Source organism: Desulfonatronovibrio hydrogenovorans DSM 9292, assembly GCF_000686525.1.
GTDB lineage: Bacteria > Desulfobacterota > Desulfovibrionia > Desulfovibrionales > Desulfonatronovibrionaceae > Desulfonatronovibrio > Desulfonatronovibrio hydrogenovorans.
The window spans coordinates 79,105-97,366 of record NZ_JMKT01000017.1 but is presented as its reverse complement, the minus strand read 5'-3'; the positions used below and the strand labels follow the sequence as shown (position 1 = coordinate 97,366).

Genomic DNA, 18,262 nt, shown 5'->3' with positions numbered 1-18,262 from the left:
TGTTACGCCGCCATTATTTAAAATCCGGGCTCCGGACCCCAGGCCGGAGAAGTGGCATGGCCGTCTCCAGTGGGGATCAGAACCGGACTGTCCGCATTCCTGGTGGTCAGGTACAGTCTGTATTTTCCATCTCTGTTGGAGGAAAAGGCGATGAAGTACCCGTCCGGGGCAAAGCCGGGGTCTTCATCATTTCCAGGACCAAAACTGATCTGCCTTTCCCGGCCTGTTTCCAGGTTGGCCAGGAAAATCCTGTGCCCATCAGGGGTCTGGCGGGTGAAGGCAATATGCCTGCCGTCAGGACTGATGCTGGGGTTGGTGTTGTACCTGCCTTCGTAAGTGATCCTCTGGACCCGGTTGGATTCCAGATCAAGGACGAAAATATGGGGATTGCCCAGCCGGCCTGAGGCAAAGGCCATTTTCCTTCCTGCCTGGTCAAAGCTGGGAGAGACATCAATGGCCCAATGCTCCATTATGGACCGGTCCATGCGAAAGTTCCCATCAAGCCAGTATATGTCGGGTCTGCCCATAGGGTCAATGCTGACGGCCAGGCGTCCATTGGGTGAAAAGGCCGGGGAAATGACAGTGTTTCCTGGGAGGCTGTAGATTTGGACTTGCCTGCTGGCCCTGGACCAGACCCCCAGGGAGTGCTGGTTGTCTTGAAGCAGGGTAAAGGCAATTTTTTCCCCGTCCTGAGACCAGTCCGGACTAAGGGCAATGGACCCCAGACTGGTCAGCTGCTCCAGGTCTTGACCCAGGGGGTTGACGGACCAGATCTCCTTGACGTCACCCTGTTTGCGTTCAAAGGCCAGGATGGAGCGAAAAAAATCACCGTGACCGGTCAGGTACTCCATGAGTTCAGCGCAGAACCGCCGAACCATGAGGGGAACCTGATCCTTAGCAAACAGGGTATAGGCCTTGCCCAGGACCATGCGCTGTCCAAACACTTCAAAGGCCCTTATTTCCACTGAACCGGGCAGGCCGGCCCTCTGGTCCACTCCTATGGTCAAAAGCAGATCCACTCTGGACAGGCTGAACTTGCGAAAGTCAATGTCTGCTCCCCGGATCCCGTCCACTCCTGGACCACCCAGAATTTCCCCGTCCCTGGTATTGCGAAGAAAGGGCAAAAGAGCCAGGTTGTCCACGAGCAGGGAACGGATCTGTTCCGGGACTTCTTTATCAGTAAAGTCGGCCTGATCCAGGGATCTGGCTGGAGCCACAAAGATGTTCATCCTGTCCTGACCAGGGCCGAAGATGTCTATTTTCAGGCTTTCAGCCATGGCCGGGCCAGGGGTCAGCAAAAAAAGACCCAGAATGATCAGGAAGAGGCATCTGCCCGGGCCTTGGCCCAGGATCAGTTTTTTAATTGGTTTTTGTTTCATCAAAAGATCATGTTCTCCGAATTGAGTTTTTCCGTGGCCTGGAAATCTGGCTGTCAGCGCAGATCCTGCAGGTTGAAGGCAATATCCAGCTCTCTTATCCCCCTTGGAGGGGGCTCTGGCAATTGTCCTGTATCCTCTACAGCTCTGAGGGCTGAATTGTCAAAGTCTTCTCTTCCGGAACTTCTCATTATCCTGGCACTGTGGATGCGTCCGGTTGAATCGATGCCCACCCGGACCTGGACCACCAGATCCTGGGTGCTTCCAACCCGGGGGAAGCGCCAGTTGGCCTTGATCCGGGCCTCTGCCATGGCCGCATAAATCTCCAGAAGCCCGGCCTGCTCTCTGGGAGCCTGACTTTGGGCTGAACGTTCCACATCCCTGCGCAAGGCAGCCAGCTCTTGAGCCATTATTTCCTCTGGGGTGGGAGCCCTTTCCCGGGCCGGCTCTGGCTCAGGCTCAGGCCGGGGAGCAGGCTTGGGTTCGGGCTTGGGCTCAGGTCTTGGTTCAGGCTCTGGTGTGGGAGGTGCTGGAACCTCCACTTTGGGCTCAGGCGGACTGGGAACAGGCTCAGGTCTGGGAGGCTCCGGCGGCTTTGGAGCAGGAATTTCTGGAGGGGCCGGAGCCGGTTCCGGCTCTGGCTGGGCCAGATAGACCAGTTCCACCATGTGGATCTCCCTGTCCAGGTCTATGGACAGGGGCCTGGTAGTTCCAATATAAGTCAGAGAACCCAGGATAAGAACCAGATGTATGAAAAAAGAGGCCATCAGGGCGGCAAACCGCATACAGTCAGTCCCCCTCTGGTTCAGCCACCACACCCAGTCTGTCTATTCCAGCTTCTTTTACCCTGGACATGACCTTGACCACCAGTCCGTAAGGCACCACTTCATCAGCCCGCAGGTAGACCAGCCTGTCCCGGCCCTGGATCATTCTTTCCAGGTGGCCGGCCAGCTCTTCCAGTCCGACCTCGTACTCATCAATATAGATCCTGCTTTCCCGGTCCACATTGATGACCAGGTTGTCATGGTCCTCGGGCAGGACATCCACTGTGGAGGTCTGGGGCAGATCCACCTCAATGCCCTGGGTGAGCATGGGTGCGGTGATCATAAAGATGATCAGCAGAACCAGCATCACGTCCACTATGGGAGTGACATTGGTCTGGGTGATGAATCCTTTGCCCAATGGGTCAAAATCCACGGCTGTCCCCTACTTTTTTTCCATCCAGGGCAGCTCACGCTGGGCCCTGTTCAGAAATGATCCTGCAAAGTTAATCAGATCGAACTGGATGTTGTTCAATCTTTCCCAGAGCATATTGTAAAAAATGGTGGCTGGGATGGCCACCACCAGTCCGAAGGCAGTGGTTATCAGAGCTTCGGATATGCCTGGAGCCACGGTTGCCAGGGTGGCCCCCCTTTGAATGCCAATGGCATGGAAGGAATTCATGATCCCCCAGACCGTACCCAGCAGTCCGATGAGCAGGGAGGAGTTGGCGCAGATGGCCAGAAAGGGCAGGGATGATGACAGCTCTTTGAGCTGGGCACTGACACCCTGACGAAGTACTCTTCTGACGTTGTCCTCGGCAATGCGGAATTTGACACTGGCTGAAAGCTGGCTCTGCTCCAGCTTCTGGATCTCCTTGAGAGCGGACAGACCTATCATATACAGGGGGGACTGGGCGCTCTGTCTGGAGGCCTTCATGGCTTCAGCCAGATCTGAAGCCCGTTCAAAATTCTGGATCTGGTCCTGGATCAGGGATTTGAACCGCCTGAAAGTGACGAATTTGAAAATGATGATGGTCCAGCTGGAAACCGACATGACCAGAAGGACCAGCATGATGATCTGGATGAGCAGGGAGGACTGGACCAGCATGGCCCAAAGACCCTGTTCAGGCATGAACATGTTCATATGGTTGTAACCTTTTACACTGCTGTTTGGGGATTATTGTCTGTCAAGCATATCCATGATTCCTGGCAGGGCGATCTCTGCCGGCATATCCAGCTTCAGGTCGGACAGGCCGTCATAGGCTGTTGAGCCAAGGTTGATCTCGATTATTTTTCCGCCCCGTCTTTTGATCCACTGGGGAAAGACATTGGCAGGGGCGACTTCGCCAGAAGTGCCTACAATAAGCACCACATCAGCCCTTTCAGCCAGATCCTGGCTCTGGAGCATGGCCTGGGCCGGGATCTGCTCCCCGAAAAAGACCACTGAAGGCCTGATGATACCCTGACAATCATTGCAAAGCCATGGAATATCCTTTTCATTCAGGTTAAGGGCCAGGGCCGGGTCAAAGTCTTTTCTGCACTGGTTGCAATAAAATGAACCGCATCCTCCGTGAAATTCAATTACATTGGCTGAACCGGCCAGCTGGTGAAGGTTGTCAATATTCTGAGTAATGATGGAATTAATGATGCCGGTCTGTTCCATCCTGGCCAGGGTCAGATGGCCTGGATTGGGCCGGGCAGCGGCAAACATTTTGACAGCCTCCAGCAAAAATTCCCACACCCCGTGGGGGTTGTTGATCAGAGCCCAGTCTGAGCAGACCTGTTGCGGATCAAATTTGGACCACAGTCCACCAGGGCTTCTGAAGTCCGGAATCCCGCTGGGTACGGAGATCCCAGCTCCAGTCATGGCAATGGCCAGCCTGGATTCTTTTAAAATATCAGCCGCTTTGGCCCAGAGTTCTTTTTGAAAGCTGCTCACTTGGCTCTGCTCCTTATCCGGGCCAGGATATCCACAGAATTCTGTTCAGCCCGAAGATACTCATCTTCGCTCATTCCGGCTCCCAGAGCGATGTTGCGGCGCATGTCCCTGTCCACCAGGTCCCCGGGGGAATGGGCGTCATTGTTGATGACCAGTCTGGCCTGATGCTTTCTGGCCAGGCTGGTGACATGGCCGTTGGTCAAACTGTGGCCTTTTCTGGTGGTTATTTCCAGACAGACGTTTTTTTCAGCCGCCAGTTCCACGTCCTGGGGCGTGATGAGCCCTGGATGGGCCAGGATGTCCACCCCGGCCATGATGGCAGCGTGGTTGGTCCCGGGGGCAACCGGCTCAACAATGGTTTCGCCGTGGACTATGACGATCTGGGCCCCAAGCTGGCGGGCCCTGGCAGTCATATCCGGGATAAGGGCCGGAGGGACATGGGTCAGTTCAACCCCTGCCAGGATATCGATTTCAGCGTACAGGGAGTAGTCATGGACCATCTTGAGCATCCCGGCCAGGATGTGCTCAACATTGGAGTGGTCAGCATGGTCTGTAAAGGCTACTGCCCGGTATCCAGCCACTTTGGCCCTCCTGGCCAGCTCGGCCGGGATCAGCTCACCGTCGCTGTAGACGGTATGCATATGCAAATCTATCAATGTTCTGCTCCGAAAAATCAGGTTTAAAAGCCATGGCCAGCTTTTTTACATCTTGTACTTTATGTCATCCAGATTGTACTTTTCCAGGATTTCGGTCCATTTTTTGCCTTCCTCGTCGTTTAAGACCACCTGATAGTCTCCGTCCTGCTCCTTCATGATCTGTTCCAGGATGGTCTTGTTGACCAGGATGGGAATTTTGGCCCGGACCGCCATGGCTATGGCGTCCGAGGGCCGGCTGTCGATCCTCAGCTCCTCATCTCCTTTGGCCATGACCAGGATGGCATAATATGTGGAATCCTTGATTTCACTGATTTCAACGTGCAGCAGCTTGGCATCCAGCTGATTCAAGGTATCCAGAAAGAGATCGTGGGTCATGGGCCTGGGCATGGACATGCCTTTGAGGGGCAGAGAGATGGCCATGGCCTCCAGGGCTCCGATCCAGATGGGCAGAATGTACTTGTCTTCGCTGTCCTTGAGGATGACCAGGGGCATGTTGGTCTTTTCATCCATTGCCAGTCCGAATATTTCCATTTTGATCATCATCTAATCACCTCTCCCTCCAGGGAATGTTTCTTGGCCCTGATAACAGCTACTTCCAGGATTTTACCGGTCAAGTCGTCACTGCTGTCCAGACCCACGTTAACCACCCGGCCTCCCAAGTCCCGTCCCTTCCAGGACCTGGTTCCGGCTTTCTGCATTTTACTCGGGGCTTCGATGAGCACCAGGTCTTTCCGGCCGACCCTGCTCTCCAGCCTTTTCCTGGTCCATTCTTCCTGTAATTGCTGCAGAATGTCCAGCCTCAGGGTTTTTTCCTGTTCAGACACCTTGGGCTGCATCAGGCTGGAACGCACCCCTGGCCGGTCCGAGTATTTGAATGAAAAACAGGAATCAAAGCCCACTTTGTTCATTACGTTCAGGGTCTGCTGAAAATCCGTGTCAGTTTCACCAGGAAAGCCCACAATCAGATCCGTGGTCAGGGCCAGGTCCGGGCATACAGAACGCAGGGCTTCAACCAGATCCAGGTATTTACTGGAGGTATACTTCCTGCCCATGGATTTCAAGATGTCATCGGATCCGGACTGCAATGGCAGGTGAAGTTGCGGGCACAGGGTCTCCAGCTCTCCAAAGACCTTTATCACCTCCGGGCTCATGTCTTTGGGATGGGAGGTGGTAAAGCGAAGCCTTTTTAAGTCGTTAATTCGGTCCACCTCCCGCAGCAGGCGGGCAAAGGAGATTTCCTGCCCGTCTTTGTCCTGGCCGTAGCTGTTGACGTTTTGGCCCAGCAGGGTGATTTCCTTGACCCCCCGATCCACAAGTTCCCGGCACTCCCTTAAGATTTCCGCTGAAGAGCGGGATTTCTGCCTGCCCCTGGTATAGGGCACAATGCAGTAAGCGCAGAAATTATCACAGCCCTGCATGATGTTGACAAAGGCCTGAGGGCCAAGTTTGTCCGGCCAGTGGTTGGTCCGCTCCGGGTACAGATCTTGAAAGTCCAGAAGGCTGATCTTCAGGTGTTCATCTTTTTCCAGACGCTGCAGGGCTGCTGGCACCATAGCCAGACCGTCCGTTCCAAAGACCAGCCGGACAAAGGGAAAGCGTTGGAAAAAAAAGTTTCCCACCTGCTGGGCCACGCATCCGCCCACACAGGCAAAAACCCAAGGTTTTTTTTCCTGAAATTCCTTGAGCCTGCCCAGCAGACTGTAGACTTTCTGCTCTGGCTTTTCCCTTACACTGCAGGTATTGACAATGAAAAAATCAGCCTGGTCTTCGTCCGGTGTTTTTTCATATCCCATGCTGGTCAGGGAGCGGTCCAGCCAGCCGGAGTCAGCCACATTCATCTGGCAGCCGAAAGTAAGAATATGATACTTCATTTACAGGAAACTTAACCCGTCAGATCCAGGTGTCAATGCTGGATGAAATGGTTCAGGATGAAATCCATGGCCTGCTGAACAGCCTGGTCAAGGCTTAGCTGGTCGTTTTCAATGACCAGTTCGGCCTGGGGATCTTTTTCAAAAGCAAGATCAACCCCTATGACCTGGCCAAGTCCGGGGAAGTCCCGGCCGGTATTCTTCCTTTCCAGGGCCTTGGCGTAAAGGTCGGCCATGACCAGACCTTCGGGCCGGCTGCCTTCCCGCTTCATGGCTGTTTCCAGGGAACAAGACACATGGATTTCAGCAAAGCGGGAAATAAGTTTTCTGGCCAGATCCCGCATGGATTTTCTGGGAGCTGTGGCATCCATTACCACGAACCTGCCCTGCCCGGCCAGATCAGCACCTTCTTCAGCAAAGAGCTGGTAAGCCCTGCTTCTTTCTTCAGAAGTGTACCGGGGATGAGGAAAGTAAACCTTGCGGCGCTGGTCCATCTGCAGGTGGACTGCATCTATTCCCGCTTTTTTCAGCTCTTGGGACACTTTTCTGCTGATGCTGCTCTTTCCGGATCCGGGCAGACCGGTGAACCAGACAGCAAAGCCTTCAGCAGGGGGTGAACTGATGTTTGTCACTTGAGTCTTGATCCTTTTTGTCTAGGTCATCCCTGGAGATATTTGTTGATGTTCTGGTAATCAAAGACATCTTCCTCCAGGATATTTTCCAGGAATCGGAAAAGGGCCTGCCTGACTTCCAGGGGGTGCCCTGGATACCATTCAGGCGAAGCTATGACCAGCCCCCTGAAGACATAAAAAGGGGCTACAACTTCCAGGATCTCCCGGTCATTGGTCTTGTCCAGATAGGTGTCCCAGAGGGTCCGGTACAGCTGTTCAAAGTCTCCTGAAAGCCTGGGACCGGAATAAAGGGAGTAGAGCAGATAATTGCAGGTCATGGTGGATACATCGTCAGCCGGTTCTCCCCATTGTCCCCGGCTGCGGTCCAGCACGGAAAAACCGCCATCCTCCCGGATGAGCACATTCCAGGGGTGAAAATCTCCGTGGACTTCACTCAGACGGTGGTCATACCTGCGAAGCTTCCAGCGCCATTCAATGAGTTTTTTTTCCAGATCAATGAATCTTTTTTCAGGAAAGTGCTCAAAGGGATGGGGATAGGCATCGATGAGGCCGAATATGCATTCGGAATCACCGATAAGCTGCCGGATCCTGCGGTGGTAGAGGTCTTTTTCCGGGCTTTTGGCTGAGTGAAGGTCAGCCAGCCACAGGGCGAATTCAGCAGTCAGACCTATATCCCTTTCCAGAAGTTGTCCGGATTTAATCCGTTCCAGATCCAGGAAGTAGTCCTTACCCTCGACCTTTTCGTTGAGGATGAAGAATTCATTGACGTCCTTGACCGGGACCAGCCGGCCTGATCCATCCACATAGCCCAGACCCATGGGCCGGACATGATGCTTCATCAGGCCACCGGTTTCATACTGGAACATGAGGATTGCGGCCCGGTCCCAGTAGAACTGATGCCCGTACCGGTCACCCTTCATGGCTGAAAGCACGGCCTGGACGGGTTTCCCGTCCTGTCTGAAATTGATCAGCATGGGCTTGCCGTATCCAAAGTCCTTCATCCCCTGTTCGTCCAGGGATCCAATTTCTCCGATACCAGTCAGTTCGATCTTGCCGTCCAGGATGGATCTTAAGTAATTTTCCAGGTTTTCCAGCTTCATTTCCAGCATATAGTTTTTCCGTGGCTCCTGCTGCAGCTTACCAGGCAGCAGGGTTGAGGTTGACTTGGCGGCCCTGTCCCGGGCAGCTGCAGCTTCAGATTAAAACATATCATTCCCAGAAAGCAGGGGATCAGGAAGTGGTCTGGAGACCAATCCATTCCAGAAACTCAGGATTTCCTCCAGCTACAGGAATAAAGACCACGCAAGGACATTCATAGCTGTGCACGTCCTTGACTCTGGCCAGGAGTTTTTCCCTGAGATCTTCCCTGGTCTTGGCCAGGAGCACGGCTTCTCTGGATTCTTCCAGTTTTCCCTGCCACATGTAAATGGACTTCATGCCCTGGAAAATATTGACGCAGGCAGCCAGCTTTTCCCTGACCAGGACCTGACCGATATTTTCTGCCTCTGCAAGGTCTGATGCGGTTATATAGACAAATGAGTACTGCATATGCTTTTAGTCCAGCCTGACTATTGGGCAAGATGGTCGATCAGGACCGGCTTTTCTTCAGGAGTGACTCTGGCGCCGATGCTGATCATCCGGTCTACAGTATTTTCCCATTCAGCTCTGGTCTTGTCAGCATTCTTGACCCTGGCCAGATCATGACAGACAGAGCAGCGCTGGGAAAGGATCCGGTCGCCTTCCTCCTGGATGCCGGCATTCAGGTTGACTCCAAAAACAAACACCAGACAAAGAGCCAGGGTAAAGATGAGAGCTGATGTTTTAGCCATAATGGACCTCCTGGATGATGTTAAAAAACAATCTAGGCTTGGATGAGTCCAAGCTTAATTTATTTATACTGCTCATGCAACCCGATGCAACCGTGGAAAGTATTGAACCAGCCAGGGGTCACGACTCAGGATCAGGACAAAACAGCGTCCTGGTCAGCACGACCCTCTCTTCCGGGTCTTCCGGAATGGCTGGCAGGGATTGAATTTTTTCCAGCCTTGGAGCCAGACCCTGACCATTGGCCAGCTGAATGGCCAGACCAGGCCTGACATTGAATTCAAGGATCAGCGGTCCCAGTTCCGCATCAAGCACAATATCCACTCCGAGATAGTCCAGACCTGCGATTTCCCGAGACTGGGCCGCATTGAGCAGGATTTCATCCCAGCAGGGGATGGTGATGGATTTCAGAGGGGCTGCCGTGTCTGGATGACGGGTTATGGGTCTGTTTTTCCAGACCGCCTTGAGGGTGGTTCCCGAAGAAATGTCCACCCCGACACCTATGGCGCCCTGGTGCAGGTTGGCCCTGCCTGAAGAAAGTCTGGTGGGCAGTCTGAGCATGCTCATGACCGGGACCCCCTTGAACACGATTACCCGGATGTCAGGCACACCCTGAAAGCTGATTTCCCTGAATATCGGATCAAACCTGACCCTGTATTCGATCATGGCCTTATCCATAATCCCTCCCAGACTGTACATCCCGCTGATGATATTGGCTGCGTGGTACTTGATCCTGTTCAGGTCAAGAACGCTTCCGTCAGGTTTGAAAAAATGGCTGCCCTGGCGGGACTGGGCCACCAGGATACCGTTGCCGCCACTGCCCCTGGAAGGCTTAATCACAAAACTGTCCAGGTCAGCCAGCAGTTCTGCAAGTTTCCTGAGCTGATAGTTGGAGTCCACCACCCCGAAAAGCCTGGGAACTGCCAGACCGGCCTGGCCAGCCAGATCCTTGGTCAGGACCTTGTCGTCCACCAGGGGATAATTCCGGCGGGGGTTAAAGGGCAGGATGAAATCGGCGTTACGCCTGTTCATTCCAAGAATCCCAAGTTTTTTCAGTCTGCCGGGTGTTGCGATCATGGCCCAGTCCAGGGACTATAAGTGATTAGCATTGCTGGTTGCGCAAAAATAAATACTCTGGTTACTAGCATCCTTTATCCCGGGTTTATCAGGCTGTCCTGAACCGAAAGAGCTCAGCAGCCCTGTATCCTGTGTATCTGCCCAGGAGGATGCATCCGGCCAGGACAACCAGGATCAGTTCAGGAAAAACAAAAAACAGGTGTTCCAGAAAACTGTTTTGAAATATCCAGAAACCCATTACTGCAACGGCCATGCTTCCCAGGGCCTGGCCCAGGGCATCAAATGGTCCGCTTTCCTCCCACACAATGGACATCCGTTCAATGGTCATGGCCAGAATAACCATGGGAAACATGGCTGCAGAGAGTCCACTGGGTATTCCGGCATGATGGGAAATCAGGCTTATGGCGGCCATGGACATGATGACCAGGATCAGGACCGAGGCAAGGCGCGGCACAAGAAGCAGCCGCAGCTTATCCAGGCCAGAGCGCAGGGTCATCCCCAGGGCCATGATGATCAAAAACAGAGTCAGGCCCATTATGAGGTTGGTCTCCTTAAAAGCCAGGGCAATCAGAACAGGCATGAAGGTCCCAAAGGTGGGCACCCCCACGACATTGCGCATGAAAACCACCAGCAGGGCCCCCAGGGGAATCAGAAGCACTGTCTTGTACAGGTTCTGGATATGCAGGGGCAGATTCAAGAACGAGTATTTGACCAAGAAAGATCTGTTCTGGCCAGCCTGGTCATTGGCCAGGGCCAGCAGATTTTCAGGTATTCTGGAGGCGGAAAAGGTGGTTCTGATACTGTTGGCTCCCTGGGCTGCTACCACAGGATCACCACCTACCTGCCAGGTCAGGAAGCCTGGAGGCAGTCCCTGCTCACTTGTTTCTGGGTTGAAAGTCAGCCACCTGGTCCCGTTGTGGACCTGAAGCCAGGGGGTGAGTTCCAGGGACCTGCTGCCATCCACCGGGACAAAGCCCTGAATAATTCTGGTGGGAATTCTGGCTCCGGCCAGGATGTGCTTTTGCAGGAGTACCCGCTCCATGGGACTGGATGCTTGTCTGAGAAAAAAACGGTAGTTTTCCGATGGATTGGGATCATTGAATCTTTTCAGAAATTCCCGGACAAAGGTGGCGACATCAGCAGAGGATCTCCTGGCTTCCTCCAGTATGGCCATGGCAGCAGCCTTTTCCATGTCTCCGTAGTCAGGGACCTGAGGAGGCAGGGGAAGCTCGGTATCCTGAAGCTCAATGTCAGGGGACTTTATCAGCTGGATGCGGTAATACAGGGACTGATGACCCTGGGCTCTGCGCACGGTCCAGTGGGCGTAGCGGTTCAGATCGTTGGATTCAACGCTCAGCCCGTAGCTGCCGGAAATGAAGTCTTCTCCTATGAGTCGGTATCCCGGCAGTGACATGGGAATGACCGTTTTGACCTGAGTGGGTCCTGGGGGTGCTTCAAAGCTGATTCTGACCTCAATGTTCCACAGATCCACGGTCTGGTCGCTGGTAACTGGAAGACCAAGCCGGTTGGATTTGTAGAAAAAAATTGATCCAGCCACCAGGCAGATCAGAAGGGCTATGATGATGGTTGTGCGGTTATTGTGGAGCATGTTTTCCTGGGTGTATGGGTTTATTGGTGACCAGTCACGGTCCGGGACAGACCTGGGACATCAGACCGGTGGAGCCTGAGTCCACCAGAGCTACATCTTCCAGAAATATCCTGCCCAGCAAAACCGGATAGTTGAACCCTGAGCGGTCAGTAAGGGAAAACTGGGCAGAATGGACTGTGCCGCCCAGACAGAAATCCATGACAACCACAGGCCTGGGCATGGGGTCGCGCTGGTGCTGGCGGATGAGCACATTTCTTTTGAGGGGTTTCTCAAATTGAAGAACCTGTTTTTCTCCAGTCCTTGCGCACTGGGCATCTACAGTGAACCGGACCATTTTTTGGCCATCTTTTTCAAAAGGTTCAATGTCCCGGGCATGCATGGAAGATGTCCGGGCTCCGGTGTCCAGCTTGGCCTTCAGAAAAGGGCCGTCAGGCAGGAGCCTGGTTTTTTCCACCCACCCCATAATGAGCAAATGGCTTTCCTGCTCTGTCCAGGCCGGATCTGGCCGGAGCAGGAAAATGAGGATCATGGGCAGCAGCAGATTGAAAAAGCGAATGTTGTTCATAGTGAGAAAAAAGGTTTGATAAATGGTTAAAAGTATACGCTGTAATTTTGCAAGCATGGTGCCACTGGGAAATGGACGATGAGCTCCGGCATTTGCATCCGGCTTAAGGGAAGAAATGGGAAAAAATTGTGGATCCGGTTACGTTTTTTGCCCACCCGGCAGGCTAGGCCCTTGGGGGCGCATTACTCTTTGGAGTGTGAAAAAGGAAAGGTCTGTAAGAAAATCAATTCGTCCCGGGAAAGGGAGACCTTAGCTGAATGCTTTCCTGGCCTGGCTGGTCCTGAAGCCTGGATTCCCTGGCGAATCCTGCTTACAAGCTGGGATACGGGATCGCTTTTTGCAAAAATGCCGAAAATTCTGGTTTTGTTTACGGCCTGGATGATTTTGTCCAGGCTGGGGTGGCCGGTGATAAGGATACCCGATGCAGCAGGGACAAGCTTTTGGGCCCGGTAGAGAAATTCAATGCCGTCCATGGGCTGCATGTAGAGATCGGCCACTATCACCTGGAATGAGTTGTCGCTGCTCAGGATTTCCAGACCCTGTTCAGGGCCTGATGCAGCCTGGATGTTGAAGTGTCTGCTAAGGATTGCTTCAAAGATTTCCAGAAATTGGGGATCATCGTCCACCAGAAGAACTTTGTCCGACATATTTGTCCGTAGGGAAGTCCAAAGGTTGACTGGATAGCTCTCGCCTTTGCCAGAGGGCTTCAGGTCGGTCCCAAAGCCAGTTGCCAGCAGTATCGGGGCCCAAACAAAAGGCTTTGCTTATGCTCAAGCGTCTCCAGGGATACCAGGCTCACAAACCAGCAAGGCAGGATGGAAAATCTTGCAGTGCTGGAATAATTCTGGAAAAATATGCAAAAAATATTCCAATGGACACTAAAAACGGTTGGCTGATCCTGTTGCCAGCACCGGATATTTTGGAGAATAACCAATGAAAATCAGACAGGTTTTCTCAAGAATGAGCATCACTTCCAGGCTGCTGGCCTGGTCTCTGTCTCTGATGGTGATTTTCGGCCTGATCATCGGCTATTTTTCCCATGGCATCCGGGATCTGGTCTCCACCACCGATGGTATCGTGAACAAGGATTTCGAGGTGGTGGCCATCACTGAACAACTGGTGGACACTACCCTGCTTTTTGTGGAAAACAGAAGAAAATATGAGATCCTGGGCCGGCAGGAGTATCATCTGGCGTCCCTGGAACATCTCAAGTCCTTTGAGCGCCTTTTGACCAGTCTGCCCCGTGGAACCGGCCTGCCTGAGCTGGAACAGGGTCTGGAGATAATGGGTCTGAGCCGGATGGATGGTTCAGAGGCAGTGGAAATCAGCCTTCCCAGCGAAGAAGCCTTGTCAGCCTGGATCCAGAGTGTCACCACCCTGCGGGCCGGATATCTGGACCGGATAAATAACAGGATGCAGAGGATGTATGACCGGGGGGTGCAGGCCCAGCGTCTTGGGTTCACCGGATTCGTGCTGGTCACCCTGGTGGGACTGCTTGGAAGTCTGATCATTGCCTATTTTTTGAACCGGTCCATGCGTGAATTCAGGAAAAGTATCTCAGCCATGAGTTTGAGTGAGGATTTCAAGCCGGTCAGGGTAGGTTCATATGGAGAGTTGGGGGAGCTGGCCAAGGCTTACAACAGGATGGGGATCAGGCTCAAACAGGAAGAAGAAATGCGGTCCAGGTTCATATCCATGTTGAGCCATGAGATCAGGACGCCCCTGACCAGCATCAGGGAGTCCATTAACCTGGTCAGGGATGGAGTGGCTGGGAGCAGTTCCGTGGATCAGGCCAGATTCCTGGAAATCGCCCACAAGGAAACCATCAGGCTGTCTGATTTGCTCCAGCGCCTGATGCAGGCCTCAAGTCTGGAGTCCGGAAAGATCAGACTTGAACCGGTCCGGGTAAAGGCTTATGAACTGTTTGAGGAGGCTGTAGAAAGGATCAGGCCGGTAGCTGAAGCCGGAAGGGTGGACATAAAAGTAACCACGCCAAAGACAAGCACAATTCTACATGCTGACCCCAGCCATATCCAGCAGGTGCTCTTTAATCTGCTGGGAAACGCAGTGAAATTTTCCCCGGCCGGGAGTCAAATTATCCTTGGCGCGTCAATTGGTTCCGGGAGCAGGGACCTTGTGGTCTGTGTTGTTGACCAGGGCCCTGGAATACCTGAAGAAGAAGAGGATCTGGTGTTTGAAAGATACTACCGGGGCAAAAACATCAGCAACATGACCGACGGGGCCGGGCTGGGCCTGAATATATCCAGGCATATCATCAGGGCGCATGGAGGTGAATTGTGGCTGGAAAAAAATTCTTCATCCGGCTGCGTATTCTGCTTTAACCTCCCGGCTGAAGCCGATCAGGACGGATAAGAGGAGTCACAGGTTGTTGTCATATCTTCGCATTTCATGGAATTTGATCATCTTTGTCTGGCTGGCCTGGACTTTGAGCGGATGTACTGTATTCAAAACTCAGGTCCAGGTTCAGGACCGCCCCATTTCCCAGGAAGCCCATGAACTGCAGAAACTAACCCATGACCTCCTGGACAAGGCCATGGTCAGGATGCGTTCAGGAGATTACCACCAGGCCGGGCAGATGTTCCAGGAAGCCCAGAACATTGCTTCTGAGCCTTTGACCAGGCTGGAAGCCAGGATGGGAGTGATTCTGGCTGAAATGCTGACCTCGGAAACCGACTCGGATTTCCAGGCTTGGAAGAAAAAACTGGAACAAGGGATTGAAAAAATCAGCAGTGACCACAGTCTGTACCCGGAACTGCTGGCCTTACTGGCCCAGGTCATTGAGAAAAACAGGACCCTGGAAATGGAGAACCGATCCCTGAATGCCCGGCACAGGGCCTCAAGAAACCGGATCAGTGAGCTGGAAGAGGAAAAACTGACCCTGCAGCGGCAGATCCAGGAGCTGGAAGAGCTTTCCAGCCTGATAGAGCAACAGAAAAGGCAGCTTCTGGAATAATGGCCAGTCAAACTTTTTTGCCTTCTGATCCAGGAAGACTGTCAATCCTCGTGGTTGACGACGATCCGAGCATTGTCCAGGTTCTGGAAGCCAGGCTTGGCTCAGCCGGATACAAGGTCCTGACCGCTGTAAATGGCAGTCAGGCCCTGGAGATAATGAGCAGTCAGGCTGTGGATCTGGTGCTTTCAGATGTCAAGATGCCCGGAATGGACGGCAGAGAGCTTTTAGAGACCGTAACCGAGACCTGGCCAGGGATTCCAGTTGTCCTGCTGACAGCCTACGGCAATGTGTCCGATGCGGTGAGCTCCATGCACCAGGGGGCGGCTGACTACATTTCCAAGCCCTTTGACGGTGGTGAGCTGGTATCCAGGATCAATAGGCTGCTGGCCCGGGCCTATCCTGAAGAGGGAGCTGCTCTGGATGCCGGACAGGGCATGGTCCTGGGAAAAAGTCCGTGCATGGCCGCATTAAGCCGGATGATGCGCCGCATCGCCCCCAGTGATGTCTCGGTCCTCATTCAGGGCGAGTCAGGTACAGGCAAGGAGCTGGTGGCCAATATGCTCCATAAGTGGAGCCATCGCAGCGATGGCCCCTTTGTGGTCATTGACTGCGGTTCAACCCAGCCGACCCTTCTGGAAAGCGAACTGTTCGGACATGTTAAAGGTGCTTTCACCCATGCGGTTCAAGACAAAAAAGGACTCATTGAAACCGCCCACAGCGGCACTCTTTTTCTGGATGAAATAGGCAACATCTCTCCTGAAATGCAGACCAGGCTGCTGCGTTTTTTACAGGAGCGGACCATGCGCAGGGTGGGAGACACCAGGTCCATTGAGGTTGAGTGCAGGGTTGTGGCTGCCACCAATGCCAATCTGCCGGATCTGGTCCGGGCCGGAAAATTCAGGGAGGATCTCTATTTCAGGCTGAAGGTGGTCAAGCTGGAGGTTCCCCCGCTGCGGGATCGTCTGGAAGACCTGCCGATTCTGGCAGACTATTTTCTGGACAGCCTCTCTAAGAAAAGCGGCCTGGAGCGGCCGGTGATCTCTGACCAGGCCATGGACAGGATGCTGGGATATCACTGGCCAGGCAATGTGCGGGAACTGTCCAACGTCCTGGAGGCTGGGGTACTCCTTTGTCCGGGCAGGATGCTCAGGGCTGAGGACCTGCAGCTTGAGGAATCCTTAACCGGTCAGAGTCTGAACCAGGACCCCATGTCCCTTGATGAAAGTGAAAAGCAGGCCATTATCCGGGCCCTGGAAAAGACCGGATGGGTTCAAAAACATGCGGCTGATATCCTGGGAATCAGCCGCAGGGCCATCCACTACAAGATCAAGAAACACAACATAAGCATTCCGGCTGGAAACAACCGTTTTGACCCTTGACAGGCCTGGAATGAACAATGCCGGAGCTTGCTGGCCAGGCTCTGGTTTGTCTTTAAGATATTTCTTTTTCCGGCTGACTTTTACAATTGTTTTGCTGATTAATATTTTCGGGATGGGAGGAAGCATGGGCACTGCATCAAGTCAATCAGATTTTATCCCCAAAGCAATTCCACCTGTAGACGGGTCCAGGCCCCATGAATTGGAAACAGCAACCTTTGCCCTGGGCTGATTCTGGGGGCCTGATGCCGGATTCGGCATCATGGACGGGGTTTATGAAACTGTAGTGGGTTACACCGGGGGAACAAGTCCTTATCCCACATATCGCAATATCGGGGATCACATGGAAAGCCTTCAGATCAGGTTTGATCCAGCAAGGATTTCTTATGAAGATCTGCTCAGGAAATTCTGGGGCGAACATGACTACAACAGTCAGCCCTGGTCCAGGCAGTATATGAATGCGGTATTTTATCACACGGATGAGCAAAAGGAAAAGATCCTTAAAAGCATGGACAGGCTTTCCGGAAATGTGGTCACCCAGGTACTCAGATATGTGGAATTTTTTCCAGCTGAAGACTATCATCAGAAATTTTACCTGCAGAGATATTCCAGTTTAAGGGATGAATTTCAGGTCATCTATCCTGACTTCAAGGATTTGGTCCGTTCTACGGCTGCAGCCAGAGTTAACGGCATCCTTGGCGGATACACAGATTCAAAGATGCTGGATGGCAGCCTGGAAGAGCTGGGTCTCTCTAAAAACTCCCTGGAATTTCTGCAGAAGCGCATGTCCAGATGAATTTGAACCTGGCTTGAAATTTTTCCTTTTCAAACGGCTTTTGGTGCATTCTGGTAAAACTGCTTTTCTTTCTGGAACTGGTTTTCCCCAAGGGAGGAATGACGTGGGCTTGAAATTTTTTGGGGCATGGTTTTGCCTTATGGTGATGTTGTTGACGGCTGCACCAGGTGCAGCTGGTGAGAATGATTCTCCCCCAGCCAGGGTAAAAGATTACCAATGGGCCTTGACCCTTTACAACGGCGTTTACACAAACCGGACCCTTGGCAAGACCACTTTCAATATCCCGGGCAAATTTGAGAGAAAGTATCTGCATGGTCTGGGTCTTTCCAGGGAGCTGACCCGGTTCTGGGATGATTTCGCCCTGGAGCTGGAAGGCATTTTTGCCAAGCATCATGGAAGGCACAAAGAGGGTCATCAGGATTACGAAGAGTACGTGCTGGCCTTTTTGCTGAGGTATGACAACTTTCCATGGAATCATGTCCTGCATACGTCAGCGGCTATAGGCGATGGCATGTCTCTTACTTCCAAGACTCCTGAGCGGGAAGTTCAGATCAGGGGAAAGTCCCAGCGGCTTTTGAATTATCTGGCCTTTGAACTGGCCCTGACCCTGCCCGGATATCCGAAGTACAGTCTGGTTTACAGAATCCATCACCGATCCGGGGTGTTCGGACTTTTCGGAGGAGTCCGGGGGGCCTCGGACTTCTATGTCCTGGGTCTGAGGTACAGGTTCTAGGAGAAAATGGACTCTTTTTGAGCCGGGCCGGGCTGCTGGGATGTTTCTTGGCGGCCCGGCCTGCCTGCTGATCATG

At 53.0% G+C, this 18,262-nt stretch carries 20 protein-coding genes and 1 pseudogene; 5 read left to right on the top strand and 16 right to left on the bottom strand.

Annotated features, from left to right (window positions below):
- Nucleotides 1–17: 17 nt before the first annotated feature.
- The 16 genes from P771_RS0114345 to P771_RS0114270 all read right to left on the bottom strand — a co-directional run bounded on the left by P771_RS0114345 (nt 18) and on the right by P771_RS0114270 (nt 12,954).
- Nucleotides 18–1,379 carry a TolB family protein gene (locus P771_RS0114345; RefSeq protein ID WP_051617392.1) on the bottom strand — a complete coding sequence of 454 codons (1,362 nt, stop codon included), beginning with the start codon at nt 1,377–1,379 and terminating at the stop codon, nt 18–20.
- A 53-nt stretch (nt 1,380–1,432) separates the two neighbouring features.
- The gene (locus tag P771_RS0114340) at nt 1,433–2,161 is read right to left on the bottom strand and encodes an energy transducer TonB (protein WP_028575683.1); all 729 of its coding nucleotides are present in this window, start codon (nt 2,159–2,161) and stop codon (nt 1,433–1,435) included.
- 4 nt (nt 2,162–2,165) lie between these two features.
- Nucleotides 2,166–2,573, bottom strand: coding sequence for an ExbD/TolR family protein (locus P771_RS0114335; protein ID WP_028575682.1), 408 nt, complete (start codon nt 2,571–2,573; stop codon nt 2,166–2,168).
- Between the two features lie 9 nt (nt 2,574–2,582).
- Nucleotides 2,583–3,281, bottom strand: coding sequence for a MotA/TolQ/ExbB proton channel family protein (locus P771_RS0114330; protein WP_028575681.1), 699 nt, complete (start codon nt 3,279–3,281; stop codon nt 2,583–2,585).
- Between the two features lie 33 nt (nt 3,282–3,314).
- The gene (locus P771_RS0114325; RefSeq protein WP_028575680.1) at nt 3,315–4,076 is read right to left on the bottom strand and encodes an NAD-dependent deacylase; all 762 of its coding nucleotides are present in this window, start codon (nt 4,074–4,076) and stop codon (nt 3,315–3,317) included.
- On the bottom strand, nt 4,073–4,732 hold the full coding sequence (locus P771_RS0114320; RefSeq protein ID WP_028575679.1) for a histidinol phosphate phosphatase domain-containing protein: 660 nt from the start codon (nt 4,730–4,732) through the stop codon (nt 4,073–4,075). The genes P771_RS0114325 and P771_RS0114320 overlap by 4 nt, the downstream gene beginning before the upstream one ends.
- A gap of 45 nt (nt 4,733–4,777) precedes the next feature.
- A complete protein-coding gene (locus P771_RS0114315) occupies nt 4,778–5,275 on the bottom strand; it encodes a bifunctional nuclease family protein (protein ID WP_337833578.1) in 498 nt (165 codons plus the stop codon).
- Nucleotides 5,272–6,603 (bottom strand): tRNA (N6-isopentenyl adenosine(37)-C2)-methylthiotransferase MiaB, encoded by a 1,332-nt coding sequence (gene miaB, locus P771_RS0114310; protein WP_028575677.1) that lies wholly within the window; start codon nt 6,601–6,603, stop codon nt 5,272–5,274. Before miaB ends, P771_RS0114315 begins: the two co-directional genes overlap by 4 nt.
- 32 nt (nt 6,604–6,635) lie before the next feature.
- The gene (locus tag P771_RS0114305) at nt 6,636–7,232 is read right to left on the bottom strand and encodes an adenylyl-sulfate kinase (RefSeq protein WP_208595979.1); all 597 of its coding nucleotides are present in this window, start codon (nt 7,230–7,232) and stop codon (nt 6,636–6,638) included.
- 26 nt (nt 7,233–7,258) lie between these two features.
- The gene (locus tag P771_RS0114300; protein WP_150112217.1) at nt 7,259–8,341 is read right to left on the bottom strand and encodes an aminoglycoside phosphotransferase family protein; all 1,083 of its coding nucleotides are present in this window, start codon (nt 8,339–8,341) and stop codon (nt 7,259–7,261) included.
- Nucleotides 8,342–8,462: 121 nt separating this feature from the next.
- Nucleotides 8,463–8,780 carry a divalent-cation tolerance protein CutA gene (gene cutA / locus P771_RS0114295; RefSeq protein WP_028575674.1) on the bottom strand — a complete coding sequence of 106 codons (318 nt, stop codon included), beginning with the start codon at nt 8,778–8,780 and terminating at the stop codon, nt 8,463–8,465.
- Between the two features lie 20 nt (nt 8,781–8,800).
- The gene (locus tag P771_RS0114290; protein ID WP_028575673.1) at nt 8,801–9,061 is read right to left on the bottom strand and encodes a hypothetical protein; all 261 of its coding nucleotides are present in this window, start codon (nt 9,059–9,061) and stop codon (nt 8,801–8,803) included.
- A gap of 118 nt (nt 9,062–9,179) precedes the next feature.
- Entirely contained in the window at nt 9,180–10,133 is a 954-nt protein-coding gene (locus P771_RS0114285; RefSeq protein ID WP_028575672.1) for an alpha-L-glutamate ligase-like protein, read from the bottom strand.
- 88 nt (nt 10,134–10,221) lie between these two features.
- Entirely contained in the window at nt 10,222–11,742 is a 1,521-nt protein-coding gene (locus tag P771_RS0114280) for an inactive transglutaminase family protein (RefSeq protein WP_028575671.1), read from the bottom strand.
- A gap of 34 nt (nt 11,743–11,776) precedes the next feature.
- The gene (locus P771_RS17825; RefSeq protein WP_244147339.1) at nt 11,777–12,307 is read right to left on the bottom strand and encodes an ATP-dependent zinc protease family protein; all 531 of its coding nucleotides are present in this window, start codon (nt 12,305–12,307) and stop codon (nt 11,777–11,779) included.
- A 182-nt stretch (nt 12,308–12,489) separates the two neighbouring features.
- Nucleotides 12,490–12,954, bottom strand: coding sequence for a response regulator (locus P771_RS0114270; RefSeq protein ID WP_028575670.1), 465 nt, complete (start codon nt 12,952–12,954; stop codon nt 12,490–12,492).
- Nucleotides 12,955–13,240: 286 nt separating this feature from the next.
- Between P771_RS0114270 and P771_RS0114260 the strand changes: the two genes are divergently transcribed.
- The 5 genes and pseudogenes from P771_RS0114260 to P771_RS18520 all read left to right on the top strand — a co-directional run bounded on the left by P771_RS0114260 (nt 13,241) and on the right by P771_RS18520 (nt 18,186).
- Complete coding sequence (locus tag P771_RS0114260; RefSeq protein ID WP_028575669.1) at nt 13,241–14,680, top strand: HAMP domain-containing sensor histidine kinase; 1,440 nt, start codon at nt 13,241–13,243, stop codon at nt 14,678–14,680.
- A gap of 16 nt (nt 14,681–14,696) precedes the next feature.
- Nucleotides 14,697–15,281, top strand: a complete 585-nt coding sequence (locus tag P771_RS0114255; RefSeq protein ID WP_150112216.1) for a hypothetical protein — start codon at nt 14,697–14,699, stop codon at nt 15,279–15,281.
- Nucleotides 15,281–16,660, top strand: a complete 1,380-nt coding sequence (locus tag P771_RS0114250) for a sigma-54-dependent transcriptional regulator (protein WP_051617386.1) — start codon at nt 15,281–15,283, stop codon at nt 16,658–16,660. The genes P771_RS0114255 and P771_RS0114250 overlap by 1 nt, the downstream gene beginning before the upstream one ends.
- A 241-nt stretch (nt 16,661–16,901) precedes the next feature.
- Nucleotides 16,902–17,453: pseudogene (locus tag P771_RS17820) on the top strand (peptide-methionine (S)-S-oxide reductase MsrA); the annotation flags it as partial.
- A 151-nt stretch (nt 17,454–17,604) separates the two neighbouring features.
- Nucleotides 17,605–18,186: a hypothetical protein gene (locus P771_RS18520; protein WP_150112215.1), complete on the top strand. Its 582-nt coding sequence runs from the start codon at nt 17,605–17,607 to the stop codon at nt 18,184–18,186.
- Nucleotides 18,187–18,262: the final 76 nt, after the last annotated feature.